A 16,845-nucleotide genomic window follows, 5' to 3' on the forward strand; every position below is an offset into this window, starting at 1 on the left:
GGCGGATTACGCGGCGTTACCCGGCTTGAGCGCGCTGAAGGTCTGCAGCGCTTCGGCGTTTTGCACCAGCGAGTCGCGGCTGATTTCGCCGATGGTTTTGGTTCCGGTCAGGGTCATCGCCACCTTCATCTCTTTTTCAATCAGGTTCAGCAAATTCGCGACCCCCTGCTTGCCGTGCGTCGCCAGGGCGTACAGATAGGCGCGGCCGAGCAGCACGCTGTCGGCGCCCAGCGCAATCATCCGCACCACGTCGAGACCGTTGCGAATCCCGCTGTCGGCAAGAATAGCGATATCGCCCTTCACCGCGTCGGCAATGGCGGGCAGCGCGCGGGCGGAGGAGAGAACGCCGTCGAGCTGGCGGCCACCGTGGTTAGAAACCACGATCCCGTCGGCGCCGAAGCGCACCGCATCGCGCGCATCCTGCGGATCGAGGATCCCCTTGATCACCATCGGGCCGTCCCAGAATTCGCGGATCCACTCGAGGTCTTTCCACGAAATAGACGGATCGAAGTTGTTGGCCAGCCAGCCGATATAGTCCTCAAGGCCGGTCGGTTTACCGAGATAGGCGGAGATATTGCCGAGGTCGTGCGGGCGGCCGTTTAGGCCAACGTCCCATGCCCACTGCGGGTGGGTCATTGCCTGCCAGTAGCGGCGCATCGCCGCATTTGGGCCGCTCATTCCGGAATGAGCGTCGCGGTAGCGGGCCCCCGGCGTCGGCATATCAACGGTAAAGACCAGCGTGGAGCAGCCCGCGGCCTTCGCGCGCTCCAGCGCGTTGCGCATAAAGCCGCGATCGCGCAGGACGTACAGCTGGAACCACATCGGGCGCTTGATGGTCGGGGCGACCTCTTCAATCGGGCACACGGAAACGGTAGAAAGGGTAAACGGAATGCCTTTATCATCCGCCGCGCCCGCCGCCTGCACTTCGCCGCGGCGGGCGTACATTCCGCACAGCCCGACCGGCGCCAGCGCCACCGGCATGGAGAGCTTCTCTTTGAAGAGCGTGGTTTCCAGGCTCAGGTCCGACATATTTTTCAGCACCCGCTGGCGCAGGGCCACGTCGGAGAGGTCCTCAACGTTGCGGCGCAGCGTGTGCTCGGCGTAGGCTCCGCCGTCGATATAGTGGAACAGGAACGGCGGCAGGATACGCTGTGCGGCGGCGCGGTAGTCGCTGGCGGCTGAAATAATCATCACGAGTTCTCCCTGGAATTTTCATTGTGGTCACCGGGCAGGCGGGTAATGCGTGCCTGGCGGGCCTGGTCTTCATCAAAATGTTTAATCGTGGCGTGGACAAAGCCCAAATGGGCCATCATCGCCTGCCGCGCGCCCTCGGCGTCAGCGGCAAAAATAGCGTCCATCACGGCCTGATGCTGTTCGGTCAGGCGGGCGAAAACCGGCGGCACAAGGTACATCCGCTGGCGGCTCTCCTTGACCGACGACTGCAGAAGGTCGAAAAAGCCGCGCATGGTTTGCAGCAGTACCACGTTGTGCGACGCCTCGGCAATCGCCAGGTGGAAGCGGACGTCAGCCTGGGAGGCCAGATCCGGGTCTTCGCTCTGGGTGGCTTCAAAGCACAGGCGGATTTTCTCTTTTTCAGCATCGGTTGCCCTCATTGCGGCATGCCAGGCGGTACTGGCCTCAATGGCGTGGCGGGCTTCGAGAATATCAAAACTGTAGTCGGGGTCGTCGGCGAGCAGCGTTTTCAGCGGCTGCACGATATTCTGTTCCGACCACGCCTCGTGCTGCCAGCGGACAAAGGTTCCGCCGCCGCGCCGGCTCAGCAGGAGCCCTTCGTTAACCAGCATCGCCAGCGCCTCGCGCAGCGAGTTACGCGACACGCCGAGCTGGGCGGCCAGCTGCCTTTCGGCGGGCAGTCGCATGCCCGCCTCGAGGTTTTGTTCTTCAATCAGCTCCCGCACGCGCTGGGCTACGTCGTCGGCGAGGCGCTTAGGCATCACTATCACGGGATCATCCAGGTTAAGACGTAGGCCTGCAGCGTGGTGATGACGCCGACCATACAGGTAAAGATCAGGCTATGTTTTACGGTAAAGCGGAACAGGTCGGACTCCCTACCCACCAGGCCTACCGCCGCACAGGCGATGGCGATGGACTGCGGGGAGATCATCTTCCCGGTGACTCCGCCGGTGGTGTTGGCGGCAACCAACAGGATATCGGAGACGCCAATTTGCTGGGCCGCGGTGGCCTGCAGCGCGGCGAACAGCGCGTTCGACGAGGTATCTGAACCGGTCAGGAACACCCCCAGCCAGCCGAGGAACGGCGAGAAGAAGGTAAACGCGTGGCCGGTATGCGCCAGGGCGAGCGCCAGCGTCGACGACAGTCCGGAGTAGTTGGAGATAAACGCGAACGCCAGAACCATGCCGATGGAGTAAATCGGCAGCGCCAGCTCCTTGAGCGTGCTGCCAAAGGTGATCAGCGCGTCTTTCGGCTTCATGCGCAGCCAGACCACGGAAAGTATCGCCGCGAACAGAATGGCGGTACCGGTCGCCGACAGCCAGTCGAATTTATACACCGCGGCGTAAGGCGTCGCGGCGCTGACCACCGGCGGCATGCGCGCGACCATCTTATCGAGGAACGGCACGGAGATATTGATCACGAAGTCGTACATCGCTCCGCCCGGCGCAAACAGGGCCTTAAACGGCGGGATGCTCCACAGCGTGACGGTGGCTGTCAGGAACAGGAACGGCGACCAGGCGCGAACAATCTGTCCGGCGGTGTAATGCGTGCGCGCCAGGGTTTGATCGACCTGCGCGGCGCCCATATCGCCAAAGCGGAAGATGCGCACCGGCTGCCAGCGCTTGAGGAACAGGGTCAGGCAGACCAGCGATACCAGCGAGGAGATGATATCCGGCAGCTCCGGGCCAAGGAAGTTTGAGCTGAGGTATTGCGCAATCGCAAAGGAGCCGCCGGCGACCATGACCGCAGGCCAGGTCTCTTTGACGCCGCGCCAGCCGTCCATAATCGCCATAATCCAGAACAGCACGATGATCGTCAGGAACGGCAGCTGGCGTCCGACCATCTGGCCGATGGCGAAGCTGTCGATACCGGTGACCTGGCCGGCGACCAGTATGGGGATCCCCATCGCACCGAAAGCGACCGGTGCGGTGTTAACGATCAGGCACAGGCCCGCGGCGTACAGAGGGTTAAAGCCGAGACCCACCAGCAGCGCGGCGGTAATCGCCACCGGAGCACCAAAGCCCGCAGCCCCTTCAAGGAAGGCGCCGAAGGAGAAGCCGACGATCAGCATCTGCAGGCGCTGGTCGGGGGTAATGGAGAGAATTGACGAGCGGATAATCTCGAACTGCCCGGTCTTCACCGAAATTTTGTAGACGAATACGGCGGCAATAATAATCCAGGCGATGGGCCACAGGCCGTAGAAGAAGCCGTAGACCACCGAGGTCAGCGCGCGATCGACCGGCATTTTATAGAACAGTAGCGCCACTGTCAGCGCGATCGCGACGGTCCAGGTGGCGGCAACGTACCCTTTGAGCTTGAGCTTTATCAGGGCAAAAAAGAAAAACAGAATCGGTAGCGATGCGATAAAGCTTGAGAGCCAGATATTACCGGCCGGATCGTAATTTTGTTGCCAGATGCTCATGCAGGTCTCCATCGGGCCACCACGATGCTGTGCTGAGTCTGCGCTCCTTGCAGGTCACATCATTTGTAAAATTGGCCCAGCCAAAAGGGTGTTGTAGGGGTAGCGACAACGAATGGTTAACCAAATGTTATTAATGAGCAATATGGTTGTGACGAAAAATGATGGATATGTGAACTATTTGACGGTTTAAGAAATAATTGGTTGGGCCAATCAGGGCGAGGTTAGGAGGAAGCGTCTTGAGAATGGAAAATCCCCTCTCCTGGCGGAGAGGGAAGGGGGATCAGAAGGCGATTTTAGAGAAGCCGGTCATTTCCGTGAGCTTCATTTCGCGACCCAGCGCGGTCATCGGGTGAACGATAACCAGGCCGCGAACGCTTTTTTTCAGCTTACCCATATCGGCCTGCTCTTTTTTGGTGATCGCACGGCGGTGCGGCAGGCTCATCAGCTTTTGCGCTTCTTTGCTCAGCTTCTGGCCCTGAACGTCGCGCAGGCGCACGATTTCCGCTTCAATGGTCTCTTTTTCTTTGTCCAGCTCGGCGTATTTGTCCGCAGCTTCAACCAGCGACATATCGGCCTGCTGATGACGGATGGCGTCGAGACGGTCGCTCAAACGCTTGATTTCATTCTTTTCGACTTCATTCATGGTGATTTAATCTATTAATAAAGGGGGTTCGACGCCATATAGTATGGGCTGTGAGTGCTGTTGTGGGTAGTTATTTATCGAAATCCCGCGGCTTTTTCCCGCGAAGTATCCTGCAAGGTAAATTATAGTCAATTGAATAATAAAGGTATTATTAATAAAATGGCGCTAAGTTTCGATTCTGTGAAGCTCGACGAAACATAAGCACGTTTTCCTTAACCTCGACCCTTTTTTTAGCTAATTCTTAATATGAGTATCCTTAAGAAGAGGAGGGTATAATGGCGAAAATTGGCGACGGCGTACCGCATATTATCGATAAGACGGTTGATTTTATGGCTTCAAGCCAGGCTTTTATGGAGTATCTGAAGAAATGCCCGCGCTTGCAGCACGTGCCGCGCGATATTCCGCAGAATAAAGAGGCGCTGTTTCTCAGTCGTCTGGAGTATTACAGGCAGCTGTATCGGCCAACCTGCGATGAGCATGAGCGGGAGTCAGAGCGTTAGTTTCTGAAAAGCTTTTTTTAAGCTGATTCTCGAAATCAGCTCGGTCAGAGACAGCATCATCGTTGAGCGTACAACCTGCTGGTAGCGCAGCTTCTGCATTGCCAGCAGTTCCTCATCGCTCTCATCAAACAGCGGCAGAGGCGGCAGCGCGCTGACGCAGTGCAGCTCACCAAAAGGCCCGAGGATCTCGTCGTCGGTAAAACCGTACTCGTTGCCGTCGTGGTTGAGCTCTTCGCGCAGGGCCATAAGCAGCTCGGCGTCTTCGTATTCGGCGCGACTAATCACCCCAAGGCCGTAAATCAGCTTCAGGCGCACGGAAAGGTCGCCCAGCGGCCCGTCGCCGTCCAGCAACGGTTCCACTGCGTATTTCACCGCGTAATCATCTTTGCGGAATACCTGAAGCACCAGGATATTAACCGCCTCAGTGAGTAGCTCGACGGCGGCGATCAGGAAGCTTCGTACGGTTTTGCCAGCATTCAGACGCTCAAGCACGCGGTTTTCAAATGCCTGTGTTTCTTCCATTATTGCCTGCATATCTGACAGGAGTAGTAGTGGGCGCGGTTCGTGCCGCGCCTGTTCGTGCCTCATTTGATGGCGTTATAGTCGTTAACGGCCTCCAGCACCACGTCGCTTGCGGCATCCAGACCGGAAATCTGTGCCAGCGCAGCCTGCGGGCCTTTCTCGGCAATCAGCGCTGCCAGCTCCTGCGCCTGCGGGTCTTCAGCGCAGCGGAAATGCATCGCAGCGGCGATCCCCTGCACCAGGTTTCGGTGCGGCAGAGCATATTCCAGCGTGCCGAGCAGCGGCTTAATCAGGCGGTCGCCCGCGCTGAGTTTACGCAGCGGCTGGCGGCCAACGCGCTCAACGTCATCTTTCAAGTACGGGTTCTCGAAACGACCAAGAATCTTCTGGATATAGGCGGCGTGCTTCTGGGCATCAAAGCCGTAGCGTTTGATCAGTACCGCGCCGCTCTCTTCCATGGCCCCTTTGACGACGGCGCGAATTTTCTCATCGAGGATCGCGTCGCGGATCGTCTGGTGACCCGCCAGTTTTCCGAGGTAGGCGGTTATAGCATGTCCGGTGTTTAAGGTGAATAGCTTACGCTCGACAAATGCCATCAGGTTGTCGGTTAACTCCATGCCCGGAATGGCGGGTAGAGCGCCCTTAAACTGGGTTTTATCGACAATCCATTCGCTGAAGGTCTCCACGGTGACTTCCAGCGGATCGTGGGTCGCGGACGCGGACGGCGGCACAATACGGTCAACGGCGGAATCGACGAAGCCAACGTGGGCTTCAACCCAGGCTTTGTCCTCTTCGGCCAGCGCGTTAAAGACGTGGCCCTTCAGCTGGCTGGTTCCGCGTACCATATTTTCACAGGCAATGATGTTCAGCGGGGCTTCAATCCCCTGCGCCTTACGCTTTACCAGCCCTTTAGCGATGGCCGGGGCGATGCGCTCCAGCACGACCGGGCCGACGGCGGTGGTGACCAGGTCAACGCTGGCAATCAGCTCAACGACCTCATCGCCGATGCTGCTCACGGCGTTGACGCCGGATACGGTATCCACCTGCTCATTTTCGCCGACCACATGAACCTGATAGCTATGACGGGCGTTAAGGGCATCCAGAACGACCTGATTCACATCGGCAAATGTTAAGGTGATCCCCGCGTCGGCCAGCAGTTTACCGATAAAGCCACGCCCGATATTACCTGCGCCAAAATGTAATGCTTTCATAGTATTAACCTTCAATTAATGTTTTTACCTGAGAGGGCTGGGGTGAGGCTTTTCCCTCACCCTAACCCTCTCTCCGGCATGCGGAGAGAGGCCTGTCTCTTTCTCGTTATCCCGGACGCCGGCGTCAGCGCCGCGTCCGGGCAAGGGGCTACGCTTTGTTCAGCAGCGCCAGCACTTCTTCTACGCTGGTGGTATGCGTCAGGCGCTCAATCACCGTCTCATCGTCCAGCGCGTTGGTCAGGCTGGTGATGACCTGGATGTGTTCGTTGTTGCGGGCGGCGATGCCGATGACCAGACGGGCAATGTCATCTTCCTCTTCGCCAAAACGAACGCCCTGCGGATACTGACAGAACACCACGCCGGTTTTCAGAACGCGATCTTTCGCTTCGATAGTGCCGTGCGGTACCGCGATGGATTCACCCAGATAGGTGGAGGTCAGCTTTTCGCGATCCAGCATCGCCTGCACGTATTCCGGTTCAACGTAGCCGCCTTTAACCAGCTGCTCACCGGCAAAGAGAATGGCTTCTTCTTTGGTCGCCGCGTGACGACCGAGGAAGATATTTTCCGCCCCGAGCCTGAACAGGTGAGTATCGGCAGCGTCAAAGCTGTCCTTCAGGCTGCCGCGAACCTTCTCTTCGTTATCGGTATGACGCTGCGCCGCGACCAGGCGTTCGGTCAGGCTGGTGTACAGGCCGCTGTCGAGGAAGTTGGTCAGCGAAATATGCTGAGCCTGCGGTACCTGGCGCATGGCGCGCTCAGTCAGGTCGCGGTGGGTAATCACCAGGTCAACGTCAGGCGGCAGGTTGTTAATCGCACAGTTGGTGACGGAGATATTGCCCAGTCCCGCATCCTGTACTTTCTTACGCAGCACGCCTGCACCCATGGCGCTGGAACCCATACCGGCATCGCAGGCAACGATGATTTTGCGTACGTGGCTCAGGTCGTTAGTAACATCGCCGGCGGCCAGCGGCGTCGCCGCGCCTTTGGAAGCTGACTTCATATCCTGCATACGGCGGGTGGCCGCATCGATATCATCTTCTTCTTTCACTTTGCTGGTTTTCAGCAGAATGGCGGAGACCACGAAGGAGACGGCCATAGCGGCAACAATCGCCGCGATGTTGGCAAAATAGGCACCTTTCGGCGTCATTGCCAGCACCGCCAGGATGGAGCCCGGAGAAGCCGGAGACACCAGACCACCGTTGAGGATAGTCAGGGTGAACACGCCGGTCATACCGCCGAGGATAACGGCGAGGATCAGACGCGGGTTCATCAGCACGTACGGGAAGTAAATTTCGTGAATACCGCCGAGGAAGTGGATGATTGCCGCGCCGCCCGCGGACTGCTTGGCATTACCGCGACCAAAGAACATGTACGCCAGCAGCACGCCCATCCCCGGACCCGGGTTCGCTTCAATCAGGAAGAAGATTGATTTGCCCAGCTCGTGGGACTGCTGAATGCCCAGCGGCGAGAAGATACCGTGGTTGATGGCGTTATTGAGGAACAGGATTTTCGCCGGTTCTACGAAGATAGACGCCAGCGGCAGCATGTCGTGCACCACCATGAAGTTAACGCCCGCCGCCAGTATTTTGGACAGGACTTCAACCGCAGGGCCAATGCCGAGAAACGCCAGAATCGCCAGGATCATCCCGATGATGCCGGCGGAGAAGTTGTTCACCAGCATCTCGAAACCGGACTTAATCTTACCGTCTACCCAGCTGTCAAAATGCTTAATCGCCCAGCCGCCCAGCGGACCGGCAATCATTGCGCCGAGGAACATCGGCATATCCGCGCCGACGATCACGCCCATAGTGGTAATCGCGCCGACCACGCCGCCGCGCTCGCCGCCAATCAGCTTACCGCCGGTGTAACCGATCAGCAGCGGCAGCAGGTAGGTAATCATCGGGCCGACCAGCTTCGCCAGCGTTTCGCTTGGCAGCCATCCTGTCGGAATGAATAGGGCGGTGATGATACCCCACGCGATAAACGCGCCGATATTTGGCATCACCATATTGCTAAGGAAACGACCAAAGCTTTGCACCTTGATCTTGATATCGGATGACATAAAACACCCCTTTTTCTGTTTTGCTTATCGCGTAGGCTAAAAGCCTGAGGCTTGTTGTTAATGTGGCGGCAGAGGAAGCCGGACCCTGATTGATAAAGCGAAATCTGGCACTGAATCGGAGAACTGTCCAGTGATCGGCTCTTTGTGTGATCTGCGTCACGTGAATATAGGCGATCGCGCGGTGTATATAGTGACGTGTGTCACATAATTGCTGTGCAAAAAAGCGGCTGAGGGATAATTTGGTGCCGAAAATGCGCCTTAATGTGACGAGGGTCTCAATTTTGCATCTGTGAATAATTGTTTATATGTGATGTTAGTCACAAAATATCGTGACTTGTTTTTAGCGCCTGTGATCTCAGACAGATTCCCCATCGTTTCATCCGTCGAAATGTAACGGCGACCCGCATCGCGCTGGCGATCGATTTTTCGCGCCATATGGTAAAAATGAGATGCGTGAATTATGATTAAATCATCAGTCAGGGTTCTATTTGACTGTCTATACTCGTCATACTTCAAGTTGCATGTGTGTTGGCTACGTTCGCTCACCCGAATCACTTACTGGTGTAAGCTCATCGGGATTCACTCCCTTGCCGCCGTCCTGCAACTTGAATTATTTAGAGTATACACATTGATATAATTTATTAGCGTAAATTCGAGGGAAATATGTTTCTCAATTATTTTGCGCTGGGCGTTCTGATCTTCGTATTTCTGGTCATCTTTTATGGAATCATCATCCTGCATGATATTCCTTACCTGATCGCGAAGAAGCGTAACCACCCACATGCAGATGCTATTCACGTCGCCGGATGGGTAAGCCTATTTACCCTCCACGTTATTTGGCCATTTCTGTGGATTTGGGCCACGCTCTATCGGCCCGAGCGCGGTTGGGGCATGCAGCATCGCCCGGACGGAAGCCTTGCAGAAACGACAGAAGAACAGGACCTGGCGCAGCTCCAGCAGCGCATTGCCGACCTTGAGAAAAGAGTTGCTGAACGCCACTCTTCCGCCCGATCCCCGGAGAAATAACCATGGATCTGCTGATTATTTTGACGTACGTGGCGCTCGCCTGGTCAATATTTAAAATATTTAAAATCCCGGTAAATAAATGGACGGTACCCACCGCAGCGCTTGGCGGTATATTTATTGTTAGTGCGCTAATCTTATTAATGAACTACAACCATCCCTATACTTTCACCGCGCAGAAGGCGGTTATCTCTATCCCTATTACACCCCAGGTTACCGGCGTGGTCAGCAGCGTGACGGATAAAGCGAACCAGCGGGTAAGTAAAGACGAGGTGCTCTTTACTATCGACCCCGTGCGCTATCAGGCAAGGGTGGACAGGCTGCAGGCCGATCTGGTGACCGCGCTGCACGGTATTACCAACCTGAAGGCGCAGCTCTCGGAGGCGCAGGCCAATACCATCCGCGTTTCCGCAGAACGTGACCGGCTATACAAAGATTATCAGCGCTACCTGAAAGGCAGCCAGGCGCGGGTGAATCCGTTTTCTGAAAGCGATATTGATAACGCCCGCCAAAACTACCTCGCTCAGGATGCGATGGTGAAAGGCTCGGTGGCGGAACAGGCGCAGATACAAAGCCAGCTGGACAGTATGGTCGGCGGAGAGCAGTCGCAGGTCGTCAGCCTGCGGGCGCAGCTGACCGAGGCAAAATATAACCTCGATCAGACCGTTGTTCGCGCGCCGAGCAACGGCTATATCACCCAGGTGCTGATTCGTCCCGGAACCTACGCGGCGTCGCTACCGCTGCGCCCGGTGATGGTGTTTATCCCCGAACAGAAGCGGCTGATCGTGGCGCAGTTCCGGCAAAACTCGCTGCTGCGACTGAAAAGCGGCGATGACGCTGAGGTGGTCTTTAGCGCTCTGCCAGGGCAGGTATTTCACGGCAAACTGACCGCTATTTTACCGGTGGTGCCCGGCGGCAGCTATCAGGCGCAGGGCGCGCTGCAGTCGCTGACGGTGACGCCGGGCTCCGATGGCGTTCTGGCAACGATTGAGCTCGATCCGAATGCCGACGTCGAGGCGCTCCCGGACGGTATTTTTGCTCAGGTTGCGGTCTATTCTGACCATTTCACCCACGTTTCGGTGATGCGAAAAGTCCTGCTGCGTATGACCAGCTGGATGCACTATCTCTATCTGGACCATTAAGGCGAGTCCCGGCAGGCGGGCGTGAAGTCTCCCTGCCTTTTGCCTGCTCCTGAACCATACTTAGACTTTTGTTGGCGAAAGGAGCAGGCAATGAAACTGATCGGCAGCTACACCAGTCCCTTTGTGCGCAAAATTTCCGTCATACTGCTGGAAAAAGATATTCCCTTCGAGTTCGTCAATGAATTCCCCTACGGCGAGACCAGCGGCGTCGCAAAATATAATCCGTTAGGCAAGGTCCCGGCGCTGGTCACCGATGACGGTGAGTGCTGGTTTGACTCGCCGATTATTGCACAATATCTGGAACTGCTCGGCGTAATGCCGAATATGCTGCCGAGCGATCCGAAGGCGGCGCTGAAAATACGCCAGCTGGAGGCGCTGGCTGACGGCGTGATGGAGGCGGCGCAGGCGCTGGTGCGAGAAAAGGCGCGTCCGCCGGCGCAGCAGTCGGAAACGGAGCTGCTGCGCCAGCGCGAGAAGGTGGCTCGCGGCCTTGATGCGCTGGAGGGGTACGCGGCCGACGGCACCCTGCGCGGCGATGAGATTAACCTGGCGGCGATCTCCGCCGCCTGCGCCATCGCCTATCTTAACTTCCGCCGCGTGGCGCCGGGCTGGTGCGCGACGAGGCCTCGGCTGATTGCGCTGGTTGAGGCGCTCTTTCAGCGCGCCAGCTTTGCCCGCACGGAACCGCCAAGGACTTGACCCAGGCAGGTAACAGTTTGCGCGTGCAGGCGTTACAATTGTCGCTCAATTGTTGACTCCCTCTCCCGTCGGGAGGGGGGAAAATAACCTATCGCCAGGCTCATTCATGACAACCGATACTCGTGCGCTTTACACCCAACTTCCGGCCACCGACCGTCTGCTCCGCGATCCCGCCTTTTCATCTGTGCTGGCTCAATATGGCCATGCCCAGGTTGTCGTCCTGCTGCGCCAGATGCTGGAGCAGGCGCGGCAGCATATTCGCCTAAGCCAGGCGCTGCCCGACTGGTGCGACGACTGGGCGCGGGAGGCCGAACGGCGGCTGGCGCAAACGACGGAAAGCGCGCTGCGTCCGGTTTTCAACCTGACGGGAACGGTACTGCACACCAATTTAGGCCGCGCGATTCAGGCCGAGGCTGCGGTGGAGGCGGTTACGCAGGCGATGCGGGCGCCGGTTACTCTTGAATATAGCCTCGACGACGGCGGACGCGGCCACCGTGACCGCGCGCTGGCGGATCTGCTGTGCCGCCTGACCGGCGCGGAGGATGCCTGCATCGTCAATAACAACGCGGCGGCGGTGCTGCTGATGCTGGCGGCAACGGCCAGCGGCAAAGAGGTCATTCTCTCGCGCGGCGAGCTGGTGGAGATTGGCGGCGCGTTTCGCATCCCTGACGTGATGCGTCAGGCGGGCTGCGTTTTACACGAGGTGGGTACCACCAACCGCACCCACGCGAAAGATTATCGCCAGGCCGTGGGGGAGAATACCGGCCTGCTGATGAAGGTGCATACCAGCAACTACAGCATTGAAGGCTTTACTAAAACTGTGGATGAGGCGGAGCTGGCGGCGATGGGACGCGAGCTGGATATTCCGCTGGTGGTCGATCTGGGCAGCGGTTCGCTGGTGGACCTGAGCGAGTACGGCTTGCCGAAGGAGCCAATGCCGCAGGAGATGGTTGCCGCCGGCGTCAGCCTGGTGAGCTTCTCCGGCGACAAGCTGCTGGGGGGCCCGCAGGCGGGGATTATCGTCGGTGAAAAGGCGATGATTGCCCGCCTGCAGCAGCACCCGCTCAAGCGAGCGCTGCGCGCCGATAAAATGACCCTTGCGGCGCTGGAGGCTACCCTACGCCTCTACCTGCATCCGGAAACCCTCGCCGAGCGCCTGCCCACGCTACGCCTGCTGACCCGCAGCGCCGAAGACATCCACGCTCAGGCGGCGCGCCTGCAGCCGCGGCTTGCCGCGCACTACGCTGACTTTGAGGTGCGGATAGAGCCCTGCCTGTCGCAAATTGGCAGCGGCTCGCTGCCGGTGGACCGCTTGCCCGGCGCCGCGCTAACCTTCACTCCGCGCGATGGCCGGGGCAGCCGGCTGGAGGCGCTGGCAGCCCGCTGGCGGACGCTGGCGGTGCCGGTGATTGGGCGAGTTAGCGATGGCCGCCTGTGGCTGGATTTGCGCTGCCTTGAAGATGAATCGAGGTTTATGGAGATGTTATTACCATGATTATTGCCACCGCCGGACACGTTGACCACGGTAAAACCACGCTGCTGCAGGCGATTACCGGCGTGAATGCCGATCGCCTGCCGGAAGAGAAATCCCGCGGGATGACCATCGATCTGGGCTACGCCTACTGGCCGCAGCCTGACGGCCGGGTGCTGGGCTTTATTGACGTGCCGGGCCACGAAAAGTTTTTGTCCAATATGCTGGCGGGGGTGGGCGGTATTGACCACGCGCTGCTGGTGGTGGCCTGTGACGATGGCGTGATGGCGCAGACCCGCGAGCATCTGGCGATCCTGCAGCTGACGGGAAAACCGTCGTTGACCGTTGCGCTAACCAAGGCCGATCGCGTGGAGGCGCAGCGCGTGGACGAGGTGCGCGCCGACGCAGAAGCGGTGCTGGCGGAGTTTGGTTTTACGCCCGCCGCGCTGTTTGTCACCGCCGTACCGTCCGGGCGCGGAATTAGCGCCCTGCGTGAGCATCTGCTGCAGCTCTCTGAGCGCGGGCATCCGCAGCATCAGCGCTTTCGCCTGGCGATCGACCGCGCCTTTACCGTTAAGGGCGCGGGGCTGGTGGTCACCGGTACGGCGCTCAGCGGCGAAGTGAAGGTCGGCGACACGCTGTGGCTTACCGGCGTCGATAAGCCCGTGCGCGTGCGCGGCCTGCATGCGCAGAACCAGCCGGTCGAGCAGGCGTGGGCCGGCCAGCGCATTGCTCTCAATATCGTCGGCGATGCGCAAAAAGAGGCGCTAAACCGCGGCGACTGGCTGCTGTCGGTTCCGCCTCCCGAACCGTCTGAGCGGGTGATTGTCGAACTGCAGCGCCACGCGCCGCTCACCCAGTGGCAGTCGTTACATATCCATCATGCTGCCCGCCATATTACCGGCCGCGTGTCGCTGCTGGAGGGGGAACTGGCCGAGCTGGTGCTCGATAGCCCGTTGTGGCTGGCGGATAACGATCGCCTGGTGCTGCGCGATATCTCCGCCCGCAGTACCCTGGCAGGCGCCAGAGTGGTGACGCTCAATCCGCCGCGCCGCGGCAAGCGTAAGCCGGAATACCTGCAGTGGCTGCATACGCTGGCGAGCGCCGACGACGATGCCCTGGCGCTGGAGGTGCATCTTCAGCGTGATGCGGTGCGTCTCGATGATTTTGCCTGGGCCCGGCAGCTTAGCGAAACCGGCCTGGCCGCGCTGATGGGCCAGCCCGGCTATCTGCAGGCGGGTAGCAGCCTGCTAAGCGCCCCGCTGGCGGCGCGCTGGCAGAGCAAATTAATCGACGCGCTGACGCGCTATCACGATCAGCATCGCGATGAGCCGGGTACGGGACGCGAGCGCCTGCGGCGCATTGCCCTGCCGATGGAGGACGAGGGGCTGGTGCTGCTGCTGATTGAGCAGATGCGCGAAAGCGGGGTTATCCACAGCCACCACGGCTGGCTGCATCTGCCGGAGCACAAGGCGGGCTTTACCGATGAGCAGCAGGCCATCTGGCTACGGGTGGTCGATCTGTTTGCCGATGAGCCCTGGTGGGTGCGCGATCTGGCAAAAGAGAGCGGCGTTGAAGAGTCCTTAATGCGCGCGGTGCTGCGCCAGGCGGCACAGCAGGGCGTGATTACTGCGATCGTTAAGGATCGCTATTACCGTAACGATCGGATTATCGAATTCGCCGGGCTGATCCGCGAGCTGGATCTCGAAAGGGGATCGACCTGCGCCGCTGATTTCCGCGATAAGCTGAACGTCGGCAGAAAGCTGGCGATCCAAATTCTCGAGTATTTTGACCGTATTGGCTTCACCCGCCGGCGCGGAAACGATCATATTCTGCGCGATAAGGCGCTGTTTCTTTGAGCGTCATCGGCTAATTCCCGGAGTAGGCGCGTGACGCGCCCGTCCGGGTGAGCGAATGGCGACAGGTTGTCGTCCCGCTAAGCGCAGCTTGAGCAGGGGACGGTTTTGCTGGGGGAGAGCCGGCCTGGCGTGCTTATTCGTCCGCCTCCTTCACCCAGATGCGCATCTCCCCTTCGCCGCGGTTGGCCCAGCTAAACCACGGAATAAAGGTCAGGGTCTGCGGCTGACGCACAGCCGGCGCACGGTCGTAATTCCACAGCGCCTGGTTTTCGGCGTCTTCCGCCGTGTGCTTATAGCCTGATGCCTGGAGAAGCGTCTTGTGAGCAAAAATCCCTTTGCCTTCAAAAGCGCTGAACCGCGCGTGACGCGGCAGCTGTAGGTTATGCAACTGCTCGCCGTTATCCGCCTGCTCCAGGCAATAAACCAGCGGTCCGCGCTGGACGGCGACCTGGCCGGCCTGATGCCGCACCAGCGGGTTACCGTAAACACGGCGCACCGGCATCGGCAGCGTTAACAGAAGCGTGTCGCCTTCCTGCCAGCGGTGGCTAATGTGCAGATAGCCTTTGCGCACGTCCTGCTCCACCGGGACATCGTTGAGCGTGATCTGCGGCTTGTCGCACCAGTCCGGCAGACGCAGCGCCAGGGTATGGCTGACCGGGGTGGAGGAGTCGATGGTGATTTTCACCTGCTCCTGCCACGGATAGTTGCCGCTGATACGCAGACGCAGCGTCTCATCGCCCACCGGGATCTCCGCGCTGTTGCCGACATACAGGTTGATATACAGCGCGTCGTCATACGGCGTGTAGATGTAGTGGCCCAGCGAGGTGAGCACGCGGGCGATGTTCGGCGGGCAGCAGGCGCAGCCGAACCAGCGCTGGCGAACGGGCTTCACGTGGTCATAGATATGATTGAATTTTAATGATTTGGGATGCACTTCCAGCGGGTTAACGTAGAAGAAGTGCTTACCATCCAGCGCCATGCCGCCCAGAACCGTATTATACAATGCGCGCTCCATGACGTCGGCGTACTGGCTATCGGCTTCCATCTCCAGCATCCGGCGGGCAAACATCATCAGGCCAATGGAGGCGCAGCTTTCGGCATAGACCGTATCGTTTGGCAGGTCGTAGTCGCTGCTAAAGGCCTCGCCGCTGCTCTGCGAGCCAATGCCGCCGGTGATATACAGCTGACGCTGAACCATATTTTTCCACAGACGCAGGCAGTCCTGACGTTTACCTTCGTCGTGACTTAAGCGAGCGAGGTGGGCGACACCGGTCATCAGGTAGACAAAGCGCACCGCGTGGCCGATGGCGACGGGCTGCTCGGCAATCGGCTGATGCGCCTGGCTGTAGGGCTTATCCATCACCATCCACGCCGGGCCGTAGGTATTCCACCAGGAGGTTTTACCGCGCTTTTCATATTCGATATCGTAGAAATGCGGCTGCGTTCCGCGCTCCTCGACGAAGTAGTTCACCAGCGCCAGGTAGCGCGGCTCCTGAGTCACGTCATACAGGCGCATTAATGCCAGCTCGATCTCCGGGTGTCCGGGATAGCCGTGCAGCTGGCTTTCGCCGGGGCCAAACACGCTGTCGATATGGTCGGCGAGGCGGCAAACTACCTCCAGCAGCCGACGCTTCCCGGTGGCCTGGAAGAAGGCCACGCCCGCTTCAATCATGTGCCCGGCGCAGTAGAGTTCGTGGCACTCGGCGAGGTTAGTCCAGCGCTCTGCTGGCGCTTTGACCGTGAAGTAAGTGTTCAGATAGCCATCTTCACACTGGGCGGCGGCCACCAGTTCAATCACCTCATCGGCGGTTTTTTCCAGCTCGGCGTCCGGCTTCTGGCACAGCGACCAGGCCACCGCTTCCAGCCATTTCGCCACGTCGCTGTCCTGAAATACCATCCCGTAAAACTCCCCCTCCTGCAGCCCTGCGGCGATGCGGAAGTTTTCTATCGCATGGCTTGGGTCAGCCTCGTCGATACGGTCATTGAGCGCATCCCACTGGTAGGGGATCACCACATCGCGGACCAGCTGCTGGTACTGGCCAAGGAACGGATCGCTGATTTTTAGCGTGTGTAGATTGACTTCCATTACGGGCATTA

The 16,845-nt window shown here is 58.9% G+C and carries 14 protein-coding genes; 6 read left to right on the forward strand and 8 right to left on the reverse strand.

Annotated features, from left to right (window positions below):
* Positions 1-6 precede the first annotated feature (6 nt).
* The 4 genes from lldD to GVK32_RS00515 form a co-directional block, all read right to left on the reverse strand.
* Complete coding sequence (lldD, locus tag GVK32_RS00500) at positions 7-1,191, reverse strand: FMN-dependent L-lactate dehydrogenase LldD (protein WP_041143197.1); 1,185 nt, start codon at positions 1,189-1,191, stop codon at positions 7-9.
* Entirely contained in the window at positions 1,191-1,964 is a 774-nt protein-coding gene (gene lldR, locus GVK32_RS00505; protein ID WP_041143196.1) for a transcriptional regulator LldR, read from the reverse strand. The genes lldD and lldR overlap by 1 nt, the downstream gene beginning before the upstream one ends.
* The gene (gene lldP / locus GVK32_RS00510) at positions 1,961-3,616 is read right to left on the reverse strand and encodes an L-lactate permease (RefSeq protein WP_123709582.1); all 1,656 of its coding nucleotides are present in this window, start codon (positions 3,614-3,616) and stop codon (positions 1,961-1,963) included. The genes lldR and lldP overlap by 4 nt, the downstream gene beginning before the upstream one ends.
* A gap of 280 nt (positions 3,617-3,896) precedes the next feature.
* Positions 3,897-4,259: a YibL family ribosome-associated protein gene (locus tag GVK32_RS00515; RefSeq protein WP_123709583.1), complete on the reverse strand. Its 363-nt coding sequence runs from the start codon at positions 4,257-4,259 to the stop codon at positions 3,897-3,899.
* A 275-nt stretch (positions 4,260-4,534) separates the two neighbouring features.
* Between GVK32_RS00515 and GVK32_RS00520 the strand changes: the two genes are divergently transcribed.
* Positions 4,535-4,759 (forward strand): hypothetical protein, encoded by a 225-nt coding sequence (locus tag GVK32_RS00520; protein ID WP_041143194.1) that lies wholly within the window; start codon positions 4,535-4,537, stop codon positions 4,757-4,759.
* Here GVK32_RS00520 and mtlR read toward each other — a convergent pair.
* The 3 genes from mtlR to GVK32_RS00535 form a co-directional block, all read right to left on the reverse strand.
* Positions 4,748-5,347: a mannitol operon repressor MtlR gene (mtlR, locus tag GVK32_RS00525; RefSeq protein ID WP_083708723.1), complete on the reverse strand. Its 600-nt coding sequence runs from the start codon at positions 5,345-5,347 to the stop codon at positions 4,748-4,750. The genes GVK32_RS00520 and mtlR overlap by 12 nt on opposite strands.
* Entirely contained in the window at positions 5,344-6,492 is a 1,149-nt protein-coding gene (gene mtlD, locus GVK32_RS00530; RefSeq protein ID WP_045853866.1) for a mannitol-1-phosphate 5-dehydrogenase, read from the reverse strand. The genes mtlR and mtlD overlap by 4 nt, the downstream gene beginning before the upstream one ends.
* Before the next feature lie 148 nt (positions 6,493-6,640).
* Complete coding sequence (locus GVK32_RS00535; protein ID WP_159864073.1) at positions 6,641-8,554, reverse strand: PTS mannitol transporter subunit IICBA; 1,914 nt, start codon at positions 8,552-8,554, stop codon at positions 6,641-6,643.
* Positions 8,555-9,217: 663 nt separating this feature from the next.
* Here GVK32_RS00535 and GVK32_RS00540 point away from each other — a divergent pair.
* The 5 genes from GVK32_RS00540 (at position 9,218) to selB (ending at position 14,748) form a co-directional block, all read left to right on the forward strand.
* A complete protein-coding gene (locus GVK32_RS00540; RefSeq protein WP_041143190.1) occupies positions 9,218-9,580 on the forward strand; it encodes a DUF3302 domain-containing protein in 363 nt (120 codons plus the stop codon).
* Between the two features lie 2 nt (positions 9,581-9,582).
* Positions 9,583-10,719: an HlyD family secretion protein gene (locus tag GVK32_RS00545; RefSeq protein ID WP_159864075.1), complete on the forward strand. Its 1,137-nt coding sequence runs from the start codon at positions 9,583-9,585 to the stop codon at positions 10,717-10,719.
* Positions 10,720-10,809: 90 nt separating this feature from the next.
* The gene (locus GVK32_RS00550) at positions 10,810-11,418 is read left to right on the forward strand and encodes a glutathione S-transferase (protein WP_159864077.1); all 609 of its coding nucleotides are present in this window, start codon (positions 10,810-10,812) and stop codon (positions 11,416-11,418) included.
* A gap of 106 nt (positions 11,419-11,524) precedes the next feature.
* Positions 11,525-12,913, forward strand: a complete 1,389-nt coding sequence (gene selA / locus GVK32_RS00555) for an L-seryl-tRNA(Sec) selenium transferase (RefSeq protein WP_159864079.1) — start codon at positions 11,525-11,527, stop codon at positions 12,911-12,913.
* Complete coding sequence (selB, locus tag GVK32_RS00560; RefSeq protein ID WP_159864081.1) at positions 12,910-14,748, forward strand: selenocysteine-specific translation elongation factor; 1,839 nt, start codon at positions 12,910-12,912, stop codon at positions 14,746-14,748. Before selA ends, selB begins: the two co-directional genes overlap by 4 nt.
* A gap of 133 nt (positions 14,749-14,881) precedes the next feature.
* Here selB and GVK32_RS00565 read toward each other — a convergent pair whose 3' ends face one another.
* Positions 14,882-16,843: a glycoside hydrolase family 127 protein gene (locus GVK32_RS00565; RefSeq protein WP_159864083.1), complete on the reverse strand. Its 1,962-nt coding sequence runs from the start codon at positions 16,841-16,843 to the stop codon at positions 14,882-14,884.
* Positions 16,844-16,845: the final 2 nt, after the last annotated feature.

It is taken from the genome of Klebsiella sp. 18074 (assembly GCF_902705905.1).
Lineage (GTDB): Bacteria > Pseudomonadota > Gammaproteobacteria > Enterobacterales > Enterobacteriaceae > Klebsiella > Klebsiella terrigena.